General features: G+C 56.7%; 22 protein-coding genes. 20 read left to right on the forward strand and 2 right to left on the reverse strand.

The annotated features are described in order from the left end of the window. The first annotated feature begins 78 nt into the window (after positions 1–78). From H7U36_RS07860 to H7U36_RS07915, 12 genes are all read left to right on the forward strand, one after another. A complete protein-coding gene (locus H7U36_RS07860) occupies positions 79–1,803 on the forward strand; it encodes a peptidoglycan D,D-transpeptidase FtsI family protein (RefSeq protein ID WP_191493639.1) in 1,725 nt (574 codons plus the stop codon). An 84-nt stretch (positions 1,804–1,887) separates the two neighbouring features. Beyond that, on the forward strand, positions 1,888–2,844 hold the full coding sequence (gene mraY / locus H7U36_RS07865; RefSeq protein ID WP_033126500.1) for a phospho-N-acetylmuramoyl-pentapeptide-transferase: 957 nt from the start codon (positions 1,888–1,890) through the stop codon (positions 2,842–2,844). A gap of 22 nt (positions 2,845–2,866) precedes the next feature. Continuing rightward, on the forward strand, positions 2,867–4,225 hold the full coding sequence (murD, locus tag H7U36_RS07870) for a UDP-N-acetylmuramoyl-L-alanine--D-glutamate ligase (RefSeq protein ID WP_033126501.1): 1,359 nt from the start codon (positions 2,867–2,869) through the stop codon (positions 4,223–4,225). Between the two features lie 13 nt (positions 4,226–4,238). Next, positions 4,239–5,324, forward strand: a complete 1,086-nt coding sequence (locus tag H7U36_RS07875) for an FtsW/RodA/SpoVE family cell cycle protein (protein ID WP_033126502.1) — start codon at positions 4,239–4,241, stop codon at positions 5,322–5,324. 51 nt (positions 5,325–5,375) lie between these two features. Next, on the forward strand, positions 5,376–6,119 hold the full coding sequence (locus tag H7U36_RS07880; RefSeq protein ID WP_033126503.1) for a cell division protein FtsQ/DivIB: 744 nt from the start codon (positions 5,376–5,378) through the stop codon (positions 6,117–6,119). A 168-nt stretch (positions 6,120–6,287) separates the two neighbouring features. After that, positions 6,288–7,517 (forward strand): cell division protein FtsZ, encoded by a 1,230-nt coding sequence (gene ftsZ, locus H7U36_RS07885; protein WP_205148248.1) that lies wholly within the window; start codon positions 6,288–6,290, stop codon positions 7,515–7,517. 233 nt (positions 7,518–7,750) lie between these two features. Then, positions 7,751–8,539: a sigma-E processing peptidase SpoIIGA gene (locus H7U36_RS07890; protein WP_205148249.1), complete on the forward strand. Its 789-nt coding sequence runs from the start codon at positions 7,751–7,753 to the stop codon at positions 8,537–8,539. Between the two features lie 23 nt (positions 8,540–8,562). After that, positions 8,563–9,303, forward strand: a complete 741-nt coding sequence (gene sigE, locus H7U36_RS07895) for an RNA polymerase sporulation sigma factor SigE (RefSeq protein WP_033126506.1) — start codon at positions 8,563–8,565, stop codon at positions 9,301–9,303. Between the two features lie 50 nt (positions 9,304–9,353). Continuing rightward, a complete protein-coding gene (locus tag H7U36_RS07900; RefSeq protein ID WP_205148250.1) occupies positions 9,354–10,961 on the forward strand; it encodes an MBL fold metallo-hydrolase RNA specificity domain-containing protein in 1,608 nt (535 codons plus the stop codon). Between the two features lie 185 nt (positions 10,962–11,146). After that, positions 11,147–11,926 (forward strand): RNA polymerase sporulation sigma factor SigG, encoded by a 780-nt coding sequence (sigG, locus tag H7U36_RS07905; RefSeq protein WP_033126516.1) that lies wholly within the window; start codon positions 11,147–11,149, stop codon positions 11,924–11,926. Positions 11,927–12,055: 129 nt separating this feature from the next. Then, positions 12,056–12,715 carry an HAD family hydrolase gene (locus H7U36_RS07910; RefSeq protein ID WP_191429116.1) on the forward strand — a complete coding sequence of 220 codons (660 nt, stop codon included), beginning with the start codon at positions 12,056–12,058 and terminating at the stop codon, positions 12,713–12,715. Positions 12,716–12,853: 138 nt separating this feature from the next. Beyond that, positions 12,854–13,117, forward strand: coding sequence for a hypothetical protein (locus tag H7U36_RS07915; protein ID WP_033126509.1), 264 nt, complete (start codon positions 12,854–12,856; stop codon positions 13,115–13,117). 63 nt (positions 13,118–13,180) lie between these two features. On the opposite strand, the gene H7U36_RS07920 is transcribed toward H7U36_RS07915, so the two are convergent. Further along, positions 13,181–13,609, reverse strand: a complete 429-nt coding sequence (locus tag H7U36_RS07920; protein WP_033127161.1) for an FMN-binding protein — start codon at positions 13,607–13,609, stop codon at positions 13,181–13,183. A 145-nt stretch (positions 13,610–13,754) separates the two neighbouring features. On the opposite strand from H7U36_RS07920, the gene pth reads away from it, so the two are divergent. The 4 genes from pth (at position 13,755) to H7U36_RS07940 (ending at position 20,198) form a co-directional block, all read left to right on the forward strand. Then, positions 13,755–14,339 carry an aminoacyl-tRNA hydrolase gene (gene pth, locus H7U36_RS07925; protein WP_138302746.1) on the forward strand — a complete coding sequence of 195 codons (585 nt, stop codon included), beginning with the start codon at positions 13,755–13,757 and terminating at the stop codon, positions 14,337–14,339. A gap of 4 nt (positions 14,340–14,343) precedes the next feature. Continuing rightward, the gene (gene mfd / locus H7U36_RS07930) at positions 14,344–17,682 is read left to right on the forward strand and encodes a transcription-repair coupling factor (protein WP_205155983.1); all 3,339 of its coding nucleotides are present in this window, start codon (positions 14,344–14,346) and stop codon (positions 17,680–17,682) included. A gap of 53 nt (positions 17,683–17,735) precedes the next feature. After that, complete coding sequence (locus tag H7U36_RS07935) at positions 17,736–18,800, forward strand: peptidyl-prolyl cis-trans isomerase (protein WP_205155984.1); 1,065 nt, start codon at positions 17,736–17,738, stop codon at positions 18,798–18,800. Between the two features lie 168 nt (positions 18,801–18,968). Continuing rightward, the gene (locus H7U36_RS07940; protein WP_205155985.1) at positions 18,969–20,198 is read left to right on the forward strand and encodes an aspartate aminotransferase family protein; all 1,230 of its coding nucleotides are present in this window, start codon (positions 18,969–18,971) and stop codon (positions 20,196–20,198) included. Between the two features lie 120 nt (positions 20,199–20,318). On the opposite strand, the gene H7U36_RS07945 is transcribed toward H7U36_RS07940, so the two are convergent. Then, on the reverse strand, positions 20,319–20,762 hold the full coding sequence (locus tag H7U36_RS07945) for a GatB/YqeY domain-containing protein (RefSeq protein WP_205155986.1): 444 nt from the start codon (positions 20,760–20,762) through the stop codon (positions 20,319–20,321). 174 nt (positions 20,763–20,936) lie between these two features. On the opposite strand from H7U36_RS07945, the gene H7U36_RS07950 reads away from it, so the two are divergent. The 4 genes from H7U36_RS07950 (at position 20,937) to spoVT (ending at position 23,641) form a co-directional block, all read left to right on the forward strand. After that, positions 20,937–21,779: a DUF5685 family protein gene (locus H7U36_RS07950; RefSeq protein WP_191493325.1), complete on the forward strand. Its 843-nt coding sequence runs from the start codon at positions 20,937–20,939 to the stop codon at positions 21,777–21,779. Beyond that, positions 21,772–22,467 (forward strand): DnaJ domain-containing protein, encoded by a 696-nt coding sequence (locus tag H7U36_RS07955; RefSeq protein ID WP_191428155.1) that lies wholly within the window; start codon positions 21,772–21,774, stop codon positions 22,465–22,467. Before H7U36_RS07950 ends, H7U36_RS07955 begins: the two co-directional genes overlap by 8 nt. Beyond that, a complete protein-coding gene (locus H7U36_RS07960; RefSeq protein WP_205155987.1) occupies positions 22,458–23,000 on the forward strand; it encodes a hypothetical protein in 543 nt (180 codons plus the stop codon). The genes H7U36_RS07955 and H7U36_RS07960 overlap by 10 nt, the downstream gene beginning before the upstream one ends. Before the next feature lie 92 nt (positions 23,001–23,092). Then, positions 23,093–23,641, forward strand: a complete 549-nt coding sequence (gene spoVT, locus H7U36_RS07965; protein ID WP_033126634.1) for a stage V sporulation protein T — start codon at positions 23,093–23,095, stop codon at positions 23,639–23,641. Positions 23,642–23,732 lie beyond the last annotated feature (91 nt).

The raw sequence follows: 23,732 nt of genomic DNA on the forward strand, positions 1-23,732 counted from the left end.
GGAAAACAGCATACGGGCAGATGTATAACCTCACAGAAGCACTCATAAATTGTAGAAAGGCTTTTGTGAGGTTTTTCTGTGCGCAACCGGACATATAATAAGAAGAAACTCTTCATCGTTTTTCTCGGGGCCCTGTTCATCCTGCTTTTCCTGGCCGGGCGCCTTGTCTGGCTGATGGTCTTTGAGGCGGACTACTACCAGGAGAAGGCGGAGGCTCTCCATGAGCGGGAGAGGGAGATCAAGGCGGCCAGGGGGAGGATACTGGACGCATCAGGCCATGTGCTGGCGGATAACCGGACCGTGTGCACCATCTCCGTCATCCACAGCCAGATCACGGACCCTGAGGCGGTGATACGCGCTCTGTCCCAGACGCTGGAGATGGAGGAGAGTGAGGTCAGGGAGAAGGTGGAGAAGGTCTCCTCCATGGAGCGGATCAGAACCAACGTGGAGAAGGAGACCGGGGACATTATACGGAATATGGGCCTTGACGGGGTGAAGGTGGATGAGGATTTCAAGCGGTATTACCCATACGGGGACCTGGCCTCCACAGTGCTTGGGTTTACCGGGGCGGATAACCAGGGGATCATCGGCCTCGAGGTGAAGTATGAGGAGTACCTGAAGGGGCAGAACGGCACCATACTGACCACCACGGACGCCCGGGGCATAGAGCTTCCCGGGGAGGCGGAGGACCGGATCGAGCCGGTGGCCGGAAACGACCTGCAGACAAGTCTTGACTACAATCTGCAGATGTACGCCCAGCAGATGGCGGAGAAGGTGATGGAGGAGAAACAGGCCGACGGCGTCTCCATCCTTCTCATGAACCCGCAAAGCGGGGAGATAATGGCCATGGTGAATGTGCCTGAATTCGATCTGAACGACCCATTCACCCTGAACACAGGGACAGATACCTCCGCTTTGTCGGACGAGGAGAAGCAGGACGCTCTGAACCAGATGTGGAGAAACCGGTGCATCAACGACACCTACGAGCCCGGATCTACCTTCAAGATCATCACCGCCTCGGCGGCTCTGGAGGAGGGCGTGGTGTCTCTGGATGACACCTTCAGCTGCCCCGGCTACCGGGTGGTGGAGGACCGGAAGATCCGCTGCCACAAGGTGGGAGGACACGGGCAGGAGACCTTTGTGGAGGGTGTCATGAACTCCTGTAATCCGGTGTTTATCGATGTGGGGCTGCGGCTGGGGGCGGACACCTTCTGCGATTACTATCAGCAGTTCGGTCTCCTTGACCTGACCGGAGTGGACCTGCCAGGGGAGGCCGGGACCATCATGCACAAGCGGGAAAATATAGGCACTGTGGAGCTTGCCACCATGTCCTTTGGCCAGTCCTTCCAGGTCACACCCATCCAGATGGCGGCCACTGTCAGCTCTATCATAAATGGCGGCTACCGGGTGACGCCCCATGTGGGAGTCCGGGTGCTGGATGAGGAGGGGCGGGAGAAGCTGACGCTGAACCAGGGAAAGAAGGACCGCATCGTCTCGGAGGAGACCTCCCGGACCATGCGCACGATCCTGGAGAAGGTGGTGGCGGAGGGCTCGGGTAAAAACGCGGCCATAGAGGGATACCGGATCGGGGGCAAGACAGCCACCTCCCAGACGCTCCCCAGGAGCGCGAACAAATATATCTCCTCCTTCATCGGATTTGCGCCGGCGGACGACCCTCAGGTGCTTGGCATGTGCATTATATACAATCCCCAGGGAGTCTACTATGGGGGAACCATTGCGGCGCCGGTGATACGGGACATTTTTGAGAACATCCTCCCCTATCTTGGCGTTGAAAAAGAGTGAGAAATGAAGTATACTGAATGGAGCTATGGATTGCCCCGGCAGTCCTGGGCCAGGAAAATAACGAAAGAGACGAGAGGTGTATCTATGGACTATACAATTTTTGTGCCAGTGCTCATTTCCTTTGCGCTGAGCGTGATCATGGGCCCGGTTGTGATTCCGGTGCTCCGCAGATTGAAAATGGACCAGACGGAGAGGGAGGAGGGTGTGAAATCCCACCTAAAGAAGGCGGGCACTCCCACCATGGGAGGAGTCATCATCCTGACCGCGGTGGTACTCACATCCGTTATCTACATCGGGCGGTATCCGAACATTATTCCCATTCTCTTTGTGACTCTGGGATTTGGACTTATCGGATTTCTGGACGATTATCTGAAGGTGGTGCTCAAGAGGTCTGACGGGCTCTTCCCCAGGCAGAAGATGGCCCTGCAGATCCTTGTGACGGCGGTCTTTGCCTTCTACCTTGTGAAGTTTACAGACGTGCCTTTGACGATGCTCATCCCCTTCTCCGGCGGCAGATACCTGGATATCGGATGGCTGGCCATCCCCCTGCTCTTTGTGGCGGTGATCGGTACGGTCAACGGGGTGAACTTTACAGACGGCCTGGACGGTCTGGCCTCCAGCGTGACCGTACTTGTGGCCACCTTCTTCACGGTGGTGGCAGTGGGGACGAAGAGCGGCATCGAGCCGATCACCTGCGCGGTGGTGGGCGCCCTCCTCGGGTTCCTTCTGTTCAATGTGTACCCGGCCAGCGTGTTTATGGGGGACACAGGTTCCCTGGCCCTTGGCGGCTTTGTGGCCTCCACAGCCTACATGCTGCAGATGCCCATTTTCATTATCATCGTGGGACTGATCTATGTGGTGGAGGTGCTCTCCGTCATGATCCAGGTTACATACTTTAAGAAAACCGGGGGCAAGCGGTTTTTCAAGATGGCCCCCATCCACCATCATTTTGAGCTCTGCGGGTGGTCGGAGACAAAGGTTGTGGCCGTGTTTTCCATCATCACAGCCATCCTCTGCCTGATCGCTCTCATGGCCATGTAGCAGGAAGGAGAGAAGGGATACAATGGATACAGCAGGAAAAGAAGTACTCGTGTTCGGCCTGGGGATCAGCGGCATCGGCGCTGGATCCCTGCTGGAGAAGAGAGGCGCCCGTGTGGTTCTCTATGACGGCAATGAAAAGCTGGACAAGGATAAGATCAGAGAACAACTGGGAGAGGACAGCAGTGCCAGGATCATCACGGGGCCTTTCCCGGAGGAGCTGCTGGGGGAGCTGGACCTTGTGGTGCTCAGCCCCGGCGTGCCCACAGATCTGCCCGTCATAGAGAAGATGAGGGAGATGGGGATAGAGATCATCGGGGAAATTGAGCTGGCCTACCTCTTTGGCAGAGGAGAGATCCTGGCCATCACAGGCACCAACGGGAAGACCACCACCACCTCTCTTCTGGGGGAGATTGCGAAGAACGCCTTTGACAGTGTCTTTGTGGTGGGAAATATTGGCAATCCCTACACCGCAGTGGTGGACCAGACCAGGGACGATTCCGTCATCGTGGCGGAGATGAGCAGCTTTCAGCTGGAGAGCATCGTTACCTTCCGTCCCAGGGTGTCCGCCATCCTCAACCTGACACCGGATCATCTGAACCGGCACCACACCATGGAGGCCTACATCCAGGCAAAGGAGAATATCACGAGGAACCAGACAGAGGAGGATTTCTGCGTCCTCAACTACGAGGACGAGGTGCTCCGCAAATTCGGGGAGAGCCTGCGGGCGCAGGTGATCTGGTTTTCCAGCGCCAGGAAGCTGGAGGCAGGCATTTATCTGGAGGATGGTCATATAATATACAGGGGAGCCAAAGGGGCGGAGGAGCTGCTGTGCAGCGTGGATGAGCTCCAGCTTCTGGGCACCCACAACTATGAGAATGTGATGGCGGCCTCCGCCATGGCCATCGCCTACGGCGTCCCCATGGACGTGATACGTGATACGGTGAAGGCCTTCAGGGGTGTGGAGCACCGGATCGAGTTCGTGGCGGAAAAGGGGGGCGTGGCCTACTACAATGACTCCAAGGGCACCAATCCGGATGCGGCTATCAAGGCGGTCCAGGCCATGAAGAGGCCCACTGTGCTGATCGGGGGAGGCTATGACAAGCAGTCCGACTACAGAGAGTGGATCGAGAGCTTTGGAGGGAAGGTGAAGCTCCTTGTGCTCCTGGGAGCCACAAAGGAGAAGATCGCCGCCCAGGCAAAGGAGTGCGGCTTTACAGACTATGTGTTTGCGGATAGCTTCGACGAGGCAGTCCAAAGAGCGGCATCCGCCGCGGCGCCTGGGGATGCGGTTCTTCTGTCACCCGCCTGCGCCAGCTGGGATATGTTCAGGAGCTATGAAGAACGGGGAGATAAATTCAAAGAGATTGTAAATTCCTTGTAAGGGAGAGCATAGATTGCCGGGTTCATCCAGAAAGAAAAAATATGACTACACGCTGCTTGCGGCGCTGTCTCTTCTCCTCCTGGCGGGGCTTGTGATCCTGCAGAGCACCAGCGCCTGGAACGGGGAAGTGAAGTTTAACGATCCTTATTATTATCTGAAAAAGCAGGTTTTTGCCACAACCATCGGGATAGCGGCCATGTTCGTGACAGCCAATATGGACTACCATGCCCTGCGCCGTCTCGCCCTGCCGGCCTACCTGGCAGCAGTGCTATTGTCCGTCGCTGTCCTTCTTGTGGGAGATGAGTACAACGGGTCCAGAAGATGGCTTTCTTTGGGCCCGTTTTCTTTTCAGCCCTCAGAGTTCGCCAAGGTGGCAGTGATCCTCTTCCTGGCCGATCTTGTGACGAAGTGCGCGGACAGGGTAAAGAAGATGCGGGTTATGGCGGGGATCATGATCCTGGTCCTGCCGGTGGCCGGCCTTGTGGGAGCCAGCAACTTAAGCACAGCCATCATCATCCTGGGCATCGGGGTAATCCTTGTGTTCATCGCCAGCCCGAAGTACGGGCAGTTTGTCTGGATGGGAGTCATTGGCTGTGCCTTTCTGGCCGTCTTTCTGGCTCTGGAGAGCTACCGCCTGGAGCGGCTGGCCATTTGGAGAAACCCGGAGGCCTACGAGAAGGGCTACCAGACTCTGCAGGGGCTCTACGCCATCGGCTCCGGGGGACTTTTTGGCCGGGGGCTGGGAAACAGTGTGCAGAAGCTGGGATTTGTCCCGGAGGCCCAGAACGACATGATCTTCTCCATCATCTGTGAGGAGCTGGGACTTTTCGGGGCCGGCTTTATCCTCCTGCTCTTTCTCATCCTGATCTGGCGGTTCTACGTCATCGCCAGCAGAGCCCCGGACCTCTTCGGGGCCCTTATCGCCGCCGGGGCCATGGGTCACATGCTGATCCAGGTGATCCTGAACATCGCGGTAGTGACCAACACCATTCCCAACACAGGCATCACCCTGCCCTTTATCAGCTACGGGGGTACCTCGGTGGTGTTCCTCCTGCTGGAAATGGGGCTTGTGCTGAGCGTGTCATCTCTGGTAAAATAACAGGAAAGCGCCGGCTGCCATGGCGGCCGGCGGGAATACAGGAGGCTTTACATGAAGCAAAAGAAAAACAGGGGCTACAAAATGTCCCATAAAATATACGCGCTGACAGTCATTGTTCTGGGGCTTGCCATTATCCTGCTGGCCCTGTTTCTGCTCTTCTATGTGCAGAAGATCGAAGTGAAGGGAAATGAGTACACAGACAGCCAGGAGATCGTGGATCTTGTGGAGGAGGATCCGCTCTCCAAGAATTCGCTCTATCTCCTGTACAAGTACCGCTTTACGGACTATGATATGCCGGGCAGCCTGAACTCCATGAAGGTGACTCTTACGGCCCCCTGGTCCGTAAAGGTGACTGTGGATGAGAAGAAGATACTGGCCTGCGTGCCAGGCGGCGAGCAGAATGTGTACTTCGACGAGGAGGGGCTGGTTGTGAAGATGAGCAGCGAGGTCCTGGAGGGAGTGCCCTGTATCGAGGGGCTGGATGTGTCTGGGGCGGAGCTCTACAAGCCCCTTGAGAACGGGGATGAGGCCCTGTTTAAATCCATCCTGGAGGTGACCCGGGAGGTGGCGGAATTTGCACTCTCCCCGGACCGGATCGTGTGCAGCGACGGGGACATCCAGCTCTGGTTCGGCGAAATATGCGTGCTTTTGGGGGACGACATCACCGCCGACAAGATTGCCCAGATTTCCCCCATTCTGGCGAAGCTGGAGGGACAGCGGGGAACACTCCACCTGGAGCACTTTGTGGAGAAGGGGGATGCGGTTTCCTTCACGCCGGATGTGCTGCCCGAGTAAATGCCTGTTTTCCACATAAAAATGAGCGGAAATCCATAAAAATAGAGAAAATTCTATTGATATTTTGCACAAAAGCCTATATTATATAGTATATATGGCGGACTGGCAGTCCGCCGTTATGGGATGTATAATTATATAATAAGGATAGAAACAAAGGAGGAGAAACCCTTGCTAGAAATTAAAACAAACGAGTCGGAAGCGGCGGCAAAAATTATTGTTGTTGGAGTTGGAGGCGGCGGAAACAACGCTGTCAACCGAATGATTGACGAACAGATCGCCGGCGTTGAATTTATCGCTATTAATACAGACAAGCAGGCCCTGCAGTTATGTAAGGCGCCTACACTGATGCAGATCGGTGACAAGATCACCAAGGGACTGGGCGCGGGAGCCCGCCCGGAGATCGGAGAGAAGGCGGCAGAGGAGAGCGCGGAGGAGATCTCGGCGGCTCTGAAGGGCGCTGACATGGTATTTGTTACCTGCGGTATGGGAGGCGGAACCGGAACCGGAGCTACGCCCGTTGTCGCCCGCATCGCAAAGGAGCAGGGGGCTCTGACCGTAGGCGTTGTCACAAAGCCTTTCCGCTTTGAGTCCAAGACCCGCATGAACAACGCTCTGGCTGGAATTGATAAATTAAAAGAAAATGTCGATACACTGATCGTCATCCCCAACGACAAGCTGCTGGAGGTGGTGGACAGACGCACCACCATGCCGGAGGCTCTGAAGAAGGCGGATGAGGTGCTGCAGCAGGGTATCCAGGGTATCACGGATCTGATCAATGTTCCGTCCTTGATCAACCTGGACTTTGCGGACGTACAGACTGTTATGACGGACAAGGGTATCGCCCACATCGGTATCGGACAGGGCCGAGGCGACGACAAGGCGCTGGAGGCTGTGAAGCAGGCTGTGGCCAGCCCGCTGCTTGAGACCACCATTGCAGGGGCTTCCCATGTCATCATCAATATTTCCGGTGATATCACCCTCATGGACGCATCCGATGCGGCTGAGTTCGTGCAGGATCTGGCGGGAGAGGATGCCAACATTATCTTTGGTGCTATGTACGATGACTCCAGAGCCGACGAGGCCACCATCACTGTCATTGCGACAGGCTTACATAACGTAGGCGGAACCTCCTCCAAGCTGAAATCCAGACTGGAGGGACGCTCCGGAATGGTTCCACCGGCCAGCAGCTATGACAGACAGCTGAATTCTGCCCACGCGACGCACACATCCCACACCACTCATGCCCCGAGGCAGGAGGCGGGAACAGCGCCGTCTAACAGCGGAAGCGGGCTGAAGCGTCCGCTGGGAGGGACAACCCCCTCACTGGAGACACCGAGGACACCCACCAGCAAGGTGAAGGAGCAGTCCATCAAGATTCCGGATTTCTTTAAAAAATAAAAATATGTAACGTCTTACCCGGGAGGCCGCGCGAAGAGCGCGGTTTCCTTTTTTCTGCCCTTTTTCGAAAACTTCTGTATTTCTGCGGAAACCATATTTTTCTGTCGAGAAAATCTGCCGGCCTCCCGGCACCATCTGACAAATTTTGAAGCCCCCTTCTCTTTATAATAAATCCTGCCCGGGTACAGTAAAGCAGTACGCGATGTCTGCACAAAAGAGAAAGAAGGTGTAATGTGGAGTATGAACTGTATATAGATATTTTTTTCCTGGAAAATTTTATGATGGATCACATACTGCTCCTTCTTGTCAGGCGGATACTGAAAAGCCCTGCCACGCTTGGACGTATCGCTCTGGGAGCACTGGCGGGATCCGCGCTCATGTGTGTGGTGATCGCCTGTCCGCTTCCCTGTCCGTTCATAAAATTTTTTCTGTTCCACGGCGTGGTCAGTGTGGCCATGCTGCGGGCGGGCCTTGGGATACCCTGGGGGAGGAAGATGGTGTACGCTTTCTTCCTTCTGTACGCGGCAGGGTTCCTGACAGGCGGGATCATGGGCTGGCTTGCCCAGTACGGGGAGTGGCTGGAGGTGGGAAGCCTCTTTTTCGCCCTGGCGGCCGGGAGCTATTACCTGGCCTCCGGCGTGCTCTGGCTTGTCTCCCTGGGACTTCAGAGAGGCCGCGGCAGGTGCCGGGCGGATCTTTTCTGGAGGGACAGGAAGGTGACGCTGACAGCCCTTGTGGACACCGGCAACTCCCTGAAGGATCCCTTCACCGGGGAGCCCGTCAGCATCCTGGAGAGGGAGGCGGCGGAGGAGCTGTTTCAGGGCCGGCTGCCGGAGGAGCTGCGGTATATCCCGTACCGCTCAGTTGGAAGGAAGGATGGAGTGCTTCCGGCTGTGAGGCTGGAAAGGCTCTGCATATATGAGAGGGGGCCCAGGTGGATACAGGGGCCTCTTGTGGGGATCAGCGAGGACGCAGTATCTTCAGACGGAACATACCGGATGCTCATTCATCCGGATCTGTAGCATAGATTGGAGGATAGAAAGACATGATGATAAAAGTAGCGGTGCCAAATCAATTTAAACTCAAGGTGATACCGAATTTCAGGACTTTGCTTTTCCCGGAGAGGGGGGACGTGCACTATATCGGCGGCTCAGACATCCTCCCGGCGCCCCTGGAGGCCGAGGAGGAGGCCGATGCCATCGGAAGGCTGGGGACGGAGGAGGACAAGGCAGCCAGGAAGCTGCTCATCGAGCACAACCTCCGGCTGGTGGTGTACATAGCAAAGAAATTTGACAACACAGGCGTGGGGGTGGAGGATCTGATCTCCATCGGCACCATCGGCCTCATCAAGGCCATCAACACCTACGACCCGAAGAAAAAGATCAAGCTGGCCACCTACGCCTCCCGGTGCATTGAAAATGAAATTCTCATGTATCTGCGCAGGAACAACAAGACGAGGATGGAGGTGTCCATCGACGAGCCTCTCAATGTGGACTGGGACGGCAACGAGCTGCTCCTGTCGGATATCCTTGGTACGGAGGAGGATACCATCTACCGGGACCTGGAGCAGGAGGCGGAGCGGAAGGTGCTGGGGAAGGCCCTGGAGAGGCTCACCAGCAGGGAGCAGACCATTGTGCGCCTCCGGTTCGGCCTGGGGGTGCCGGGCGGGGAGGAGAAGACCCAGAAGGAGGTGGCGGATGTGCTGGGCATCTCCCAGTCCTACATCTCCCGGCTGGAGAAGAAGATCATGCAGCGGCTGAAGAGGGAAATGGTAAAATATTCATAGCCACGGCCCGGGTAAAATGATACAATAAAAACAAAAAGGGGTTGAGGCATATGAAGCTTACTTTTATCGGCGCGGCCCACGAGGTGACAGGCAGCTGTCATCTTCTGGAGGCCTGCGGGAAACGGGTCCTTATCGACTGCGGCATGGAGCAGGGGCCGGATCTGTATGAGAACCAGAAGCTGCCGGTGACGGCGGGGGAGATCGACTGCGTGCTTCTGACCCACGCCCACATCGACCACTCGGGAAACATCCCGCTCCTGTGCAAGCAGGGGTTCGCGGGGGAGGTAGTCACCACCTTCGCCACCTCGGACCTGTGCAGCATCATGCTGCGGGACAGTGCCCACATCCAGGAGTTTGAGGCCCAGTGGAGAAACCGGAAGGCCCGCCGCAGCGGAGGAGAGCTGTACGAGCCGGTGTACACCATGGCGGACGCTGACGCGGCCATCCAGCTCTTCGCGCCCTGCGACTACGGACAGACCATTGACCTGTGTCCCGGGATCCGTGTCCGGTTCAACGACATGGGCCATCTCCTTGGCTCCGCCAGCATCGAGGTGTGGGTGACAGAGGGGGACGTGACAAAGAAGGTGGTGTTCTCCGGGGACGTGGGAAATGTGAACCAGCCCATCATCCGGGATCCCCAGCCTGTGAGGGAGGCGGACTACGTGGTCATAGAGTCCACCTACGGAGACAGGCTCCACGGGGATGAGATCCCGGACTATGTGGGAGAGTTCACCCGCATCCTGCGGGAGACCTTTGACCGGGGCGGCAATGTGGTTATCCCCTCCTTCGCCGTGGGCAGGACCCAGGAGCTGCTCTATTTTATCCGGGAGATCAAGGAGAAAAATCTCCTGCCCGAATACCCCTCCTTTGAGGTCTATGTGGACAGTCCTCTGGCCATCGAGGCCACTACGGTCTTCAATAAGAATGTCCGTTCCTGCTTTGACGAGGAGGCCATGGCTCTTGTGGAGCAGGGCATCAACCCGCTCGTTTTCCCTGGGCTGAAGACAAGCATCACCACGGAGGAGTCCAAGCAGATCAATCTGGACGACCGGCCCAAGGTCATCATCTCCGCCTCCGGCATGTGCGAGGCGGGCCGGATCCGCCACCATCTGAAGCACAATCTGTGGCGCAGCGAGTGCACCATCTGCTTTGTGGGCTACCAGGCGGTGGGGACTCTGGGAAGGAAGCTTCTGGAGGGTGCCCAGGTGGTGAAGCTCTTCGGGGAGACCATCTCAGTCAACGCCCGGATCGAGTCCATCAAGGGCATCAGCGGCCATGCGGACATGAACGGTCTGCTGGCCTGGCTGGAGGGCTTTGAGAAGAAGCCGGACCGGGTCATCGTGGTCCACGGGGAGGACACGGTAACGGAGAGCTTCGCCCGGACTGTGGAGGAGAGGATCGGCTGCCCTGCCTTTGCTCCCTTCTCCGGCGGCTGCATGGACCTGGCCACGGGACAGATCCTGTCGGAGGGTGTGCGGATCCCCAGGAAGGCGGCCGAGAAGCCTGCCAAGGCGAGGGCGAGAGCGGCCTTTGAGAGAGTGGTGGCAGCGGCCAGACGCCTCATGGAGGTGGTCGTGAAAAACGAAGGACTCTCCAACAAGGATCTGGCAAAATTCGAGACCCAGATCCAGAATCTGGCGGACAAGTGGGACAGGTGATCTGTCAAAAAAGGTCAGATAAGAAGAGAGAAAAAGTGAAGAAAGACATGTAAAGTTTTGGCCCTTTGTCAAGGGCTAAAACTTTTTTTATTTTCCCCTGGGCCAGTATAAGCCCGGGCCTGATTGAGAAAAATCAATACTGTACGAGATCAGATGACGACGGAAAACAAGGAGGTTTGAAGATGATGGCACAGGGGAAGGTTGAGATCTGCGGGGTGAACACGTCAAAGCTCCCGCTTCTTACAGAGGAGGAAAAGGAGGAACTGCTGGCCCGCATCAAGGAGGGGGACGAGGAGGCCAAGGACCGCTACATCAAGGGAAACCTGCGGCTGGTGCTGAGCGTTATAAAGCGCTTCTCGTCCAGCAATGAAAATCCTGACGACCTGTTCCAGATCGGCTGCATCGGGCTGATCAAGGCGGTCAACAATTTTAATACAGAGCTGGATGTGAAATTCTCCACCTACGCGGTCCCCATGATCATCGGGGAGATAAGGCGCTACATGAGGGACAACAATTCCATCCGGGTGAGCCGCTCCCTGCGGGACACAGCCTACAAGGCGATCTACGCCAGGGAGAGCTACATGAAGCAGCACCTAAAGGAGCCTACGGTCCAGGAGATCGCGGAGGAGATCGGCATCTCGGGGGAGGACATTGTCTTTGCTCTGGACGCCATACAGGCCCCTGTGAGCCTGCAGGAGCCGGTGTACAGTGACGGCGGGGACGCCCTCTACGTGATGGACCAGATCAGCGACAAGAAGAACCGGGAGGAGAAGTGGATCGAGGACCTGTCCCTAGAGGCTGCCATGGAGCACTTAAGCGACCGGGAGCAGTACATCATAAGGCTCCGGTTCTTTGAGGGGAAGACCCAGATGGAGGTGGCGGAGGAGATAGAGATCTCCCAGGCCCAGGTGAGCCGGCTGGAAAAGCACGCACTGAGGGTCATGCGGCAGTATCTGAACGGCTGACGAAAAAGGAGACAAAAAGAAGCGGCGAAAACAACAGGAAAATAGCAGGATATGCAAATACCCGTTGAAATTTCGGCCGCTTCATACTATGATAGGGGAGAAGAAAGAGGAAAAGGAGTGCCGTGTATTATGAGAGGCTGTATATTTGATCTGGACGGAACATTGACGAATACATTGGAGTCACTGACCTATTCTGTAAACCTGACTATGAAAGAGATGGGCCTTCCATCCATCACGATGGACCAGTGTAGAAGATTTGTGGGAGAAGGCGCCAGAAAGCTGATCGAGAGGACGCTGAGGGCCTGCGGGGACGAGAACCTGAGCCGCCTGGAGGAGGGACTTAAGGTCTACGGCAGAATATTCCATGACAACTGTACATATCATGTAACACCCTACGACGGGATCACAGAGATGCTGGGGGATCTGAGGGCCATGGGCATCCGACTGGCGGTGCTGTCCAACAAGCCCCACGGGCAGGCCGTGGATGTGGTGAGACAGATCTTTGGAGAGGGAGTCTTTGACTTTGTGCAGGGGCAGAGCGAGGAGCTGCCGAGGAAGCCGGATCCGGCCGGGGTTTTGTACCTGCTGGATAAGATGGGCGTCAAAAAGGAGGACTGTGTCTACGTGGGAGACTCGGAGGTGGATGTGGCCACCGCCAGGGCAGCCGGCGTGACGGAGCTGGCCGTCACATGGGGATTTCGCAGCAGACAGGTCCTTGAGGAGGCCGGGGCCACCGTGCTCATCGACCATCCGGGAGAGCTGGTGGATTTTCTGCGAAGCCGCGGATAAAGCGAAGCCGCAGATAAAGCGAAGCCGCGGCTGGCCGGGACTGCGTATGGCGGGAAGCTGCGGCATAGAGAAAGAAGCAAAAGGACAATGAGAGCATACGGGATATAGAAAGGAAAAGAAAGAAGGGAGGAAAAACGTATGTATGAGTATGATGAAGAATGTCTGCAGGTGTTCCTTGACAAGCAGGGGCAGCTGTTCGACGAGCCGGTGGCCGGGACCTTAGAGGAGGCGGAGGCTTTCCTGGAGGACTGTATGGCCGTTGTGGTGGACAGCATCCAGGAGGTGGCAAACTACTTCCAGGAGGAGGGTGTGGACGTGGACGGCATGTCCCTCGAGGAGCTGGAGGAGGCCTCGGAGGTCTTTGCCCTGCCAAGCGGCAAATATCTGATCGTGGAAGGATAGAAGGAGGGGCCCTGCATGGGGAGGGCCCGGCGAGAAAGGAGCCGCCCGGCGTGGGCGGCTCCTCTATTTTTCAGCCTTTTTCAGGGCTTCCCTGACAGCGTCCACGATGACCTGGGAGGTGTAGGCCGAGTCAGCGGAAAATTCCAGGTTGTCAAGAGACTGGGACTGGCAGATCTGCTCCGCGATGTCCTCCATGGCCGGCTGAGCTAAGGGGAGCATGGCCGCCGTCGTCTCGTCCATGTTGGTGAAGCGGATGGAGCTGATCCCCGAGTCGTCCACCGAGACCTCCACTTCCAGGTCTGTATTGTTTAAGGTAAGGGAGGAGGTGTAGACACCGGCTTTGTATTTGCCTGACGAGCCGCTCTCTTTTTTGTCTCCGGGGAAGAACATGAAGACGAGCAGCAGGATCAGAAGAATGGCCAGCACGGCGAAAATGACGGTATAGATGATCTCCTTCATGTGGAGCACCACGATTTTTGTTCTGGAACTCATAAAAAGCCCTCCTGTACCATTATGGCAGTATTTTTATTCTCTATAAACGTATGCCGGGAACCGGGAAAATATTCCCGGCTTTTGCGTGACAAACAGCCCTTCTTCCTGTAGAATGGAGGGAGTGTGAAAGGAAAGGTGGAAGACAATGTATATCATAGCTGGACTTGGAAACCCGGGGCAGCCCTATGAGGGGACAAGGCATAATGCCGGGTTTGATGTCATAGATGTGCTGGCGGAAGCGTATAATATCTCCGTGGATTATCGGAAAAACAGGGCCCTTATTGGAAAGGGCATCATAGAGGGGCAGAAGGTGATCCTGGCCAAGCCCCAGACCTACATGAACCTGAGCGGGGAGAGCATCCGGGGACTTGTGGATTACTACAAGGTGGACGAGGAGTCGGAGCTCATCGTCATCTACGACGACGTGAGCCTGGATCCCGGTCAGATCCGGATCCGGAAGAAGGGCAGCGCCGGCGGCCACAACGGAATAAAAAGCATCATCGCCCACCTGGGCACGGAGGTGTTTCCCCGGGTCAAAGTGGGGGTGGGCCAGAAGCCCAGGCAGTACGATCTGGCGGACTATGTGCTGGGGCATTTCTCCAGAGAGGAAAGGGAGCAGATGGCGGAGGGCTACCGCCATGCCGCGGAGGCGGTAAAGTACATGGTGACAGACCGGGTGGACGAGGCCATGAACGAGTACAACCGGAAAGTGAGACCAAAGGAGCTGTAGGGATATGAGAGCGCTGACAATGCCGCTTGAGGAGCTTGCGGAATTTGAGGAGATAAAAAAAGAGCAGAAAAAGGGAAAGGGAGCCCTGCAGGTGTCGGGCTGTGTCCGCTCACAGAAGACCCATCTTGTCTACGCCCTCTCCGGCGGGGCGGGAAGGCGCGTCATCGTCTGCGCCAGCGAGTCGAAGGCCAGGCAGATGTATGAGGAATACCGCTTTCTTGACAGCGATGTCCGGTTCTATCCGGCCAAGGATTTCCTCTTTTACCAGGCGGATATCCGCAGCAAGGAGCTGATGAGCCAGCGGATGTCCGTCATCCAGGCTGTGCTGGAGCAGGAGAGGATCACGGTAGTGCTGAGCTTTGACGCCCTCATGGACGCCCTGCCTCTCCCGGGGGCCGTGCGGGATCAGGCTATAGCCATTGAGAACGGGGCTGCCATTGACTTTCAGCAGGTGCAGAGGCGCCTGGCGCAGGCCGGGTATGACAGGGAGGCCCAGGTGGAGGGGCCGGGACAGTTCGCGGTGCGGGGTGGCATACTGGACATCTTTCCCATTACCGAGGAGCTGCCTGTGCGGATCGAGCTGTGGGGAGACGAGGTGGACTCTGTGCGCACCTTTGACGTGGAGAGCCAGCGGTCTGTGGAGAATCTGGACCGGGTTCTTGTGTATCCCTGTGAGGACGCGGAAAAGGAGGAGAAGAGAGTCTCCTTTCTGGACTATTTTCCCGGGGAGGACACCATTCTCTATCTGGATGAGCCGGTGCGCCTCCTGGAGAAGGGGGACGCGGTGGAGAGTGAGTTCGTGGAGGCCCAGGCCAAGCGGATGGAGAGCGGTTACCAGGTCAGCGACGGGGAGATGATCCTCTACCATCCGGCGGATATCGCGAAGAAGATGAACCAGTACCCCTGTGTGGGGCTGTGCGCCCTGGAGACCAGGTGCCCGGAGTTTAAGATCCGGGGAAAATACAGCCTGGAGACAAAGAGCGTGAACCCCTATAACAACAGCTTTGAGATGCTCACCCGGGATCTGAAGCGGCTGAAGAGAGAGGGCTACAGGGTAGTCCTCCTGTCCGGCTCAAGAACCAGGGCAAAGCGCCTGGCGGAGGATCTGCGGGACTACAATCTGAGCAGCTTTTACAGCGACGAGATGGACCGGGAGGTGGAGCCGGGGCAGATCATGACCGCCTACGGCCACGTGGGGGAGGGGTACGAGTACCCTCTGCTGAAGTTCGAGGTCATCTCGGAGACAGACATTTTCGGGAAGGTAAAGAAGAAAAAGAAGCGCCGCACCTACGAGGGCAGGAAGATCCAGAGCTTCTCCGAGCTGAAGGTGGGGGACTATGTGGTCCATGAAAACCACGGCATCGGCATCTACCAGGGCATCGAGAAGATCGAGGTGGACAAGGTGGCCAAGGACTACATGAAGATTTCCTACGCCCAGGGGGGCAACCTCTACATCCCTGCCACCCAGCTGGATCTGATCCAGAAGTACGCCAATGCGGACGCCAAGAAGCCGAAGCTGAACCGGCTGGGGACCCAGGAGTGGACAAAGACCAGGACGAGAGTGCGGGGAGCGGTCCGGGAGATCGCAAAGGACCTGGTGGCTCTCTACGCGGCCCGGCAGGAGCAGGAGGGCTATGTCTACGGTCCGGACACGGTCTGGCAGCGGGAGTTTGAGGAGATGTTCCCCTTTGAGGAGACGGAGGACCAGCTTGCGGCCATCGAGGCTGTGAAGCATGATATGGAGAGCCCCAAGATCATGGACCGGCTCATCTGCGGGGACGTGGGCTACGGGAAGACGGAGATCGCCATCCGGGCGGCCTTCAAGGCGGTTCAGGAGAACAAGCAGGTGGTCTACCTGGTTCCAACCACCATCCTGGCCCAGCAGCACTACAATACCTTTGTCCAGAGGATGAAGGAGTTCCCGGTGCGGGTGGATCTGATGTGCCGTTTCCGCACTCCGGCCCAGCAGAAGAAGACCATTGAGGACACAAAGCGGGGGCTTGTGGACATCATCATCGGCACCCACCGGGTCCTGAGCGACGACCTGAAATACAAGGACTTAGGGCTCCTCATCATCGACGAGGAGCAGAGGTTCGGCGTGCAGCACAAGGAGAAGATCAAAAAGCTGAAGGAAAATATCGACGTGCTGACTCTGACCGCCACTCCTATCCCGAGGACGCTCCACATGAGCCTCATCGGCATCCGGGACATGAGCGTCCTGGAGGAGGCGCCGGAGGAGAGGATGCCCATCCAAACCTATGTCATGGAGTACAACGATGAGATGGTGCGGGAGGCCATCGAGCGGGAGTGCGCCCGCCAGGGGCAGGTGTACTACGTCTACAACCGGGTGGAGGACATCGTCGAGGTGACGGCCCGGATCCAGAGGCTGGTGCCGGATGTGACGGTGGCCTTTGCCCACGGGCAGATGCGGGAGCATGAGCTGGAGAAGATCATGTACGCCTTTATCAACCGGGAGATCGACGTCCTTGTGTCCACTACCATCATTGAGACGGGGCTGGACATCTCCAACGCCAACACCATGATCATCCACGACGCGGACCGGCTGGGTCTCTCCCAGCTCTACCAGCTTAGGGGTCGGGTGGGGCGGTCCAACCGCATGGCCTACGCTTTCCTTCTCTACCGGAAGGATAAGCTTCTGAAGGAGGTGGCGGAGAAAAGGCTCTCCGCCATCCGGGAGTTCACAGACCTTGGATCCGGGTTCCGGATCGCCATGAGGGATCTGGAGATCCGCGGCGCAGGCAATCTTCTGGGAGCTGAGCAGCACGGCCACATGGAGGCGGTGGGCTACGATCTCTACTGCAAAATGCTGAACGAGGCGGTGAAGCACCTTAAGGGAGAGACGGAGGAAGAGGAGACCTTCTCCACCACCATCGACCTTAACGTGGACGCCTTTATCCCGGACACCTACATCCCCAACGAGTACCAGAAGCTGGACGTGTACAAGCGGATCGCAGCCATCGAGAACGAGGAGGAGATGGAGGATATGCTGGAGGAGCTGATCGACCGGTTCGGGGACATCCCACGCAAGGTTCAGCAGCTTCTGAACATTGCGGGCCTCAAGGCCCGGGCCCACAGGGTTTACGTGACGGCCGTGGAGCAGAAGGGAGGCCAGTATGTATTTACCATGTACGAGAAGGCCAGGGTCAATCCTTTGAAAATACCGGATATGCTCTCCTCCTACAGGGGAGATCTGGTCTTCCGGGCGGAGGAGCCCCCCAGCTTTGTCTATGAGAAGAAGGGCGGCAGCCGGAGGGCGAAGGATGAGGACGCTCTGGAAGTCGTGAAAAAAGTGTTAATTTCCCTGGAGGGATTGCTTGAATAGACAAAAAAAGCTATAATGGGGAATAGGCATTTTAAAGGAGGATAAAAGCGATCATGAAAAAGAGAGCAGTCATTTTGCTGCTGGCCGGCCTGCTGGCGGCCGGATCACTGACCGGGTGCGGGAGCCTGGAGGACAGTGACGTAGTGGCAACTGTGAATGATACAGATATTACAGCGGGCGTGGCAAATTTCCTTGCCAGGTACACCCAGGCCCAGTATGAGACCTACTACGCGGGATACATGGGAGACGATATGTGGTCCGGTGAGGGGGAGGACGGAGAGACCTATCAGGACACGGTCAAGGACTCCATCCTTGAGTCCCTGGAGAACATGTACCTCATGGAGCAGCACATGGACGAGTATGAGGTTTCTCTGAGCGACGAGGAGAAGAACGCCATCAAGGAGGCGGCCAGCGAGTTTGACTCGGCCAACGGCCTGTCGGAGAAGGAGAAGGTCTCCGGGAGCACAGACAATGTGGAGCGGGTTCTTGAGCTTCTGACGATCCAGAAGAAGGTGCAGGACGCCATAGAGGCGGGGGCGGACACAGAGGTCTCCGACGAGGAGGCGGCCCAGAAGAGCATGCAGTATGTGGTCTTCCCCTTCACCACCACCGACGAGGAGGGTAACTCCGTGGACCTGACGGACGAGGAGAAGGCGGAGCTTAAGACGACGGCGGAGAGCTTTGCCGCGGGCGCCGCGGGGGCGGCTGACTTTGCGGCCTACGCCGCGCAGCAGGGACAGACCTCCCAGGACGCTACCTTTGACGGGGAGACCACCACGCTTCCTACCCAGCTTGTGGAGGCGGCGGACGCCCTGGACGAGGGAGAGACCACAGGACTTGTGGAGGGGGACAACGGCTACTATGTGGCCAGAGTCACCAGTCTTCTGGACCGGGAGGCCACAGATGCCAAGAAGCAGGAGATCGTATCCCAGCGGCAGCAGGAGCTCCTGGATGACACCATCGACGGATGGCGGGAGGACGCAGACATAGAGGTTCACGAGAAAGTGTGGGACAAGGTTGATTTCACCACCCTCACCGTCACCATGAAGCAGGACGAGGCGGATCCCTACACAGATGAAGTCCAGACCGACGACCAGGCGGAGGATGCGGGAGAGTAGGAAGAGAGCGGTCGCATCGGGGGAATTGTATTGGAAAAAATACAAAAAATCTGCTTGACAGATCAAAGGGCGGCATTTATACTTGGTAATTGTTAAGGCAAAGGTGTCACACATGAAAATGTGTGGCACCTTTTTTGCATTTGCATCATGGAAAGGAAGGCGTTACGTATGAGATTGAAAGATACTGGACTTACAGCAAAGGAACTGAAGGCAATGGTGAAAAAGTATATGGTAGAGACATACCCCAGATTTGACTTCGTGGCAGAGAGGGCGGAAGGGATGTACCTGTACGATGAGAAGGGAGAGGCTTACCTTGATTTCTACGGCGGCGTGGCTGTGAACAGCCCGGGCAACAGAAACGAGAAGGTGGTGGCAGCCATCAAGGATCAGGCGGATGACATCATCCACACGTTCAATTATCCCTATACCATTCCCCAGGCTCTTCTGGCCAAGAAGATCTGCGACACCATCGGGATGGATAAGATTTTTTACCAGAACTCCGGAACAGAGGCCAACGAGTGTATGATCAAGATGGCCAGAAAGTACGGCACCGACCATTTCGGGCCGGAGAAGTACCAGATCATCACGGCAGTGGACGGCTTCCACGGAAGGACCTTTGGCTCCATGGCCGCCACAGGACAGCCGGAGACAGCTATCCAGGAGGGCTTTGGATCCATGGTTCCCGGATTTGTCTACGCGAAGTTCAATGACCTGGAGGACTTTGCATCCAAGATCACAGAAAATACGATCGCCATTATGATAGAGCCTGTGCAGGGCGAGGGAGGCGTACACCCGGCTACACAGGAGTTTATGGAGGGGCTGAGAAAGCTCTGCGATGACAATCACCTGCTGCTGCTCCTGGATGAGGTGCAGACAGGATGGGGAAGAACAGGAGCGCCCATGGCTTACATGGGATACGGCGTCAAGCCGGACGCAGTCTCCATGGCAAAGGCCATGGGAGGCGGGATGCCCATCGGAGCCTGCTGCGCCAGAAAGGAAGTGGCTGAGGCCCTGGGAAGCGGAACCCACGGTTCCACCTACGGCGGCAGCCCCATCGCCTGTGCTTCCGCCCTGGCATCCATCTCTGAGATCCTCGACAAACACCTCTCCGAGAACGCGAAGGAGGTGGGTGACTATCTGATGGAACAGCTTGCCACACTGCCCCACGTCAAAGAGGTGAGGGGCCGCGGCCTGCTGGTGGGCGTTGAGTACGATATCCCCATCGCCATGGAAGTGAAGTGGGGCGCATTCAGAAGACACGCTCTGATCACAGCCGTCGGCGACAGCATCAACCGCATGATCCCGCCGCTTATCGCCACAAAGGAGGATGTGGACCTGCTTGTGGAGAGGATGAGAGGCGCCGTTATGGAGGCGGCGACTGCAGTGCAGGCAGCGTAGCCTTTGCGGCCTGTGCCCGACTGAACAGCGAAATGAAAAAAAGCTCTCCGGAGATGTCTCCGAGAGCTTTTTTCATGTCCTGTCCGCACAAAGCGAACCTGAAATACAGATGAAATCTGATTAGAATAATTTTCCTACCAGGTCGCTGACCAGCTTTCCGTCCGCTTTTCCCTTGATCTTGGGCATCAGTGTCTTCATGATGCGGCCCTTGTCCTTTGCCGTGGGGGCGTTGATGCCCAGCTCGGCGAGAGTGGCGTCTATGACCTCCTGGATCTGGGACTCGTCCATCATCTTGGGCGCGTACTGCTCAAGGACAGACAGCCGGTGGTTGCACTCCTCGATGATCTCTGTGCGGTCCGGCGGAGTCATCTCCAGCGTCTCCTTTGTCTGCTTGATCTCCTTTAAGATGACCTGTGTCTCCTCCTCCTCGGTGAGGTCGGCTCTCTTGTCTATGGCTTTGTTCTTCAGCGCCGCAAGGAGCATGGAAAGGGTCTCCTTTGTCTGCTTGTCCCCTGCCTTCATGGCCTGGACCATGGCGCTTCTCACTTCATCGATTTTGCTCATGTGATTATTCCTCCTCTTGCTATCTTCCTATATTATAGCGGAGAGGGGAGAAAATGAAAAGGATGTTATAAACTTTTTGTGAAATATGAAAATAAAATAATGCAGGATACAGGCAAATCTGGTAAAATAACGTTCAGATGCGTGCATCAGGCGCGTATGTCAGTGGGGAGGCATATGTTCGGATATATCACAATCTGCAAACCGGAACTGAAGATAAAGGACTTTGAAAAGTACAGGGGCTATTACTGCGGCCTGTGCCAGGAGCTGAAGGAGAGGTACGGTCTGGGCGGCCAGATGACCCTCACCTACGACATGACCTTTCTCATCCTTCTCCTCACATCCCTCTATGAGATGGAGACGGAGGAGGAGAGGCACCATTGCAGGGTGCACCCGGTAAAGAGGCAGCGGATGCTGCGCGGCCCGGTGACCGCCTACGCGGCGGATATGAACCTGCTCCTGGCCTGGTATCATCTGAAGGACGACTGGGCGGACGAGCGGAAGGTGTCCAGCCTGGCGGCGGAAAGGCTGCTGAAGAAGAAGGCGGGGAGGATCGCGGAAAAGTACAGGCGCCAGGCCCGGGTGTTCGAGGCTGCATTAGGAGAGCTGTCCCGCCTTGAGAAGGAGAGGAGCACAGACATAGACAGGACGGCCGGATGCTTCGGCCGGCTCATGGAAGAGCTTTTTGTATATAAAAAGGACGTGTGGGAGCCCACTCTGCGCCGGATCGGTTTCTTTATGGGCAAGTTCATCTACATTATGGACGCCTATGAGGACCTGGAGGAGGACCTGAAGAAAAAATGCTACAATCCCCTGCGGGAGTTGTACAAAAGAGAGGACTATGAGCAGAGAGTGGGGGATATCCTGTGCATGATGATGGGCGAGTGCAGCGCGGAGTTTGAAAAGCTGCCCTGCCTTGCAGACATAGACATTTTGAGAAACATTCTGTATGATGGAGTGTGGAACCGCTACCGGCTCGTACAGAAGAAAAAACAGGAGGACAAAAAGGAAGATGAATAAAAATCCTTATGACGTGCTGGGCGTCTCCCAGAACGCGTCGGATGATGAAGTGAAGAAAGCATACAGGGAGCTGAGCCGGAAGTACCATCCGGACGCCAATGTGGACAATCCGCTGGCGGACCTGGCTGAGGAGAAATTTAAGGAGGTCCAGGAGGCCTACGATGAGATCATGCGGCAGCGCTCCCAGGGAGGAGGCTCTTACGGCAGCTCCCGCGGCGGCTCCTACGGGGGCGGCAGGTCCTCCGCAGGGGGATACGGAAGCTACGGCTATCAGGGTCAGGGCTACGGGCAGCAGTCCGGCGGAAGCCAGCAGGATGTGGAGATGCAGGCGGCCATCAACTTTATCAACAGCAGGCGCTACCAGGATGCTCTGAACGTGCTGAACCGGATGCAGAATCGCACCTCCATGTGGTACTACGCCAGCGCTTTCGCAAACGCCGGGCTTGGGAACAATGTGCTGGCCAGGGACCAGGCGGCCACGGCAGTGAACATGGAGCCAAACAACGTGCAGTACCGGCAGCTCCTCAATCAGATTGAATTCAACAGCCGCAGGTATCAGAACAATCCATACGGGGGAGGCTATTACGGATCAGGCGGAAGCTGCGGCACAGGCAATATGTGCTGTGACCTTTGTATCGCGGATCAGCTCTGCGAGTGTATGGGAGGAGATCTTTGCACATGCATATAAAATCGAGAATGATGGCGTTCGGCGGGCTCGCCCTCGCCCTGTGTATTCTTTTTATGGCGCTGGGGAGCGTCTTTGAGACGGGAACCCTGTTTTTCCTGGCAGCGTCCTCCTTCTTCGTGGGGATCGTCATCCGGGAGGCGGGTATGAAGCTGGGGCTGGCCTTCTATCTGGCGGCCGTCCTCCTTGGCTTTATCCTGGCGCCCAACAAATTCTACGTAGTGACCTTTGGGGCTATGGGGCTCTATATCCTGGCTGTCGAGGGGGCCTGGAGGCTTCTCGCCAAAAGCTCCGGCAGGGCGCGGAAAAGAGGTTTGTTCTGGGTGATCAAGTATCTGGTGTTCAACGTCATGTACATCCCGGCAGTCTTTTTGCTCCAGGGGCTCCTTTTTTCCAGGGAGCTGTCGCCGGCGGTTCTTGCGGGCGCCCTGGCGGCAGGGCAGGCAGGTCTGTGGATCTATGACAACGCCTACGAATATGCCCAGGCTCAAATCTGGACCAGGCTGCGGGGCAGGCTGCTCCGGCCGGGAGAGTGAAAATGTATAATTTCCTCTGTCTTTACAGATACTACCATTATCTACAGCAAGAAAGATAAATGGATAGAATGTAAGATGGAGGAAATTTTTATATGAAGGCAACCGGGATTGTAAGAAGGATCGATGATCTGGGGAGAGTGGTGATCCCAAAGGAGATACGAAGAACCCTCCGGATACGGGAGGGCGACCCGCTGGAGATATTTACGGACCGGGAGGGAGAGATCATCCTGAAGAAATATTCTCCCATCGGGGAGCTGTCCGCCTTCGCCAGGCAGTATGCGGACAGTCTGGCCCAGACGGCGGGGTATCTCGTGTGCATCTGCGATATGGATCAGATCGTGGCCGCCGCGGGCAGCGGGAAGAAGGATTTCCAGGAGAAATATATCGCCAGGCCTCTGGAGAAGGCGCTGGAGGAGAGGAAGGATATCCTGGCCGCGGAGGGCGAGAAGAGGTTCATTCGGGTCACCGGGGAGGAGGACGACGGCTGCACCCAGCAGGTCATCTGCCCCATCCTCTGCGAGGGGGATGTGATCGGAGGAGTCATGATCCTCGGGAAGGACGAGAAGAGGAAGCTGGGGGAGACAGAGCTGAAGCTGGCCTCCTGCGCGGCGGGATTTCTGGGCAGGCAGATGGAGCAGTGAGGAAGCGGGAGAAAAATCCATATGGGACTCATAATCAGTTCGGGCGTTTCATATCCATTAGATAGGAAATAACTGGACAAGGAGAAAGAGA

The sequence above is a fragment of the Faecalicatena fissicatena genome, assembly GCF_016900595.1.
Taxonomy (GTDB): domain Bacteria; phylum Bacillota; class Clostridia; order Lachnospirales; family Lachnospiraceae; genus Claveliimonas; species Claveliimonas intestinigallinarum.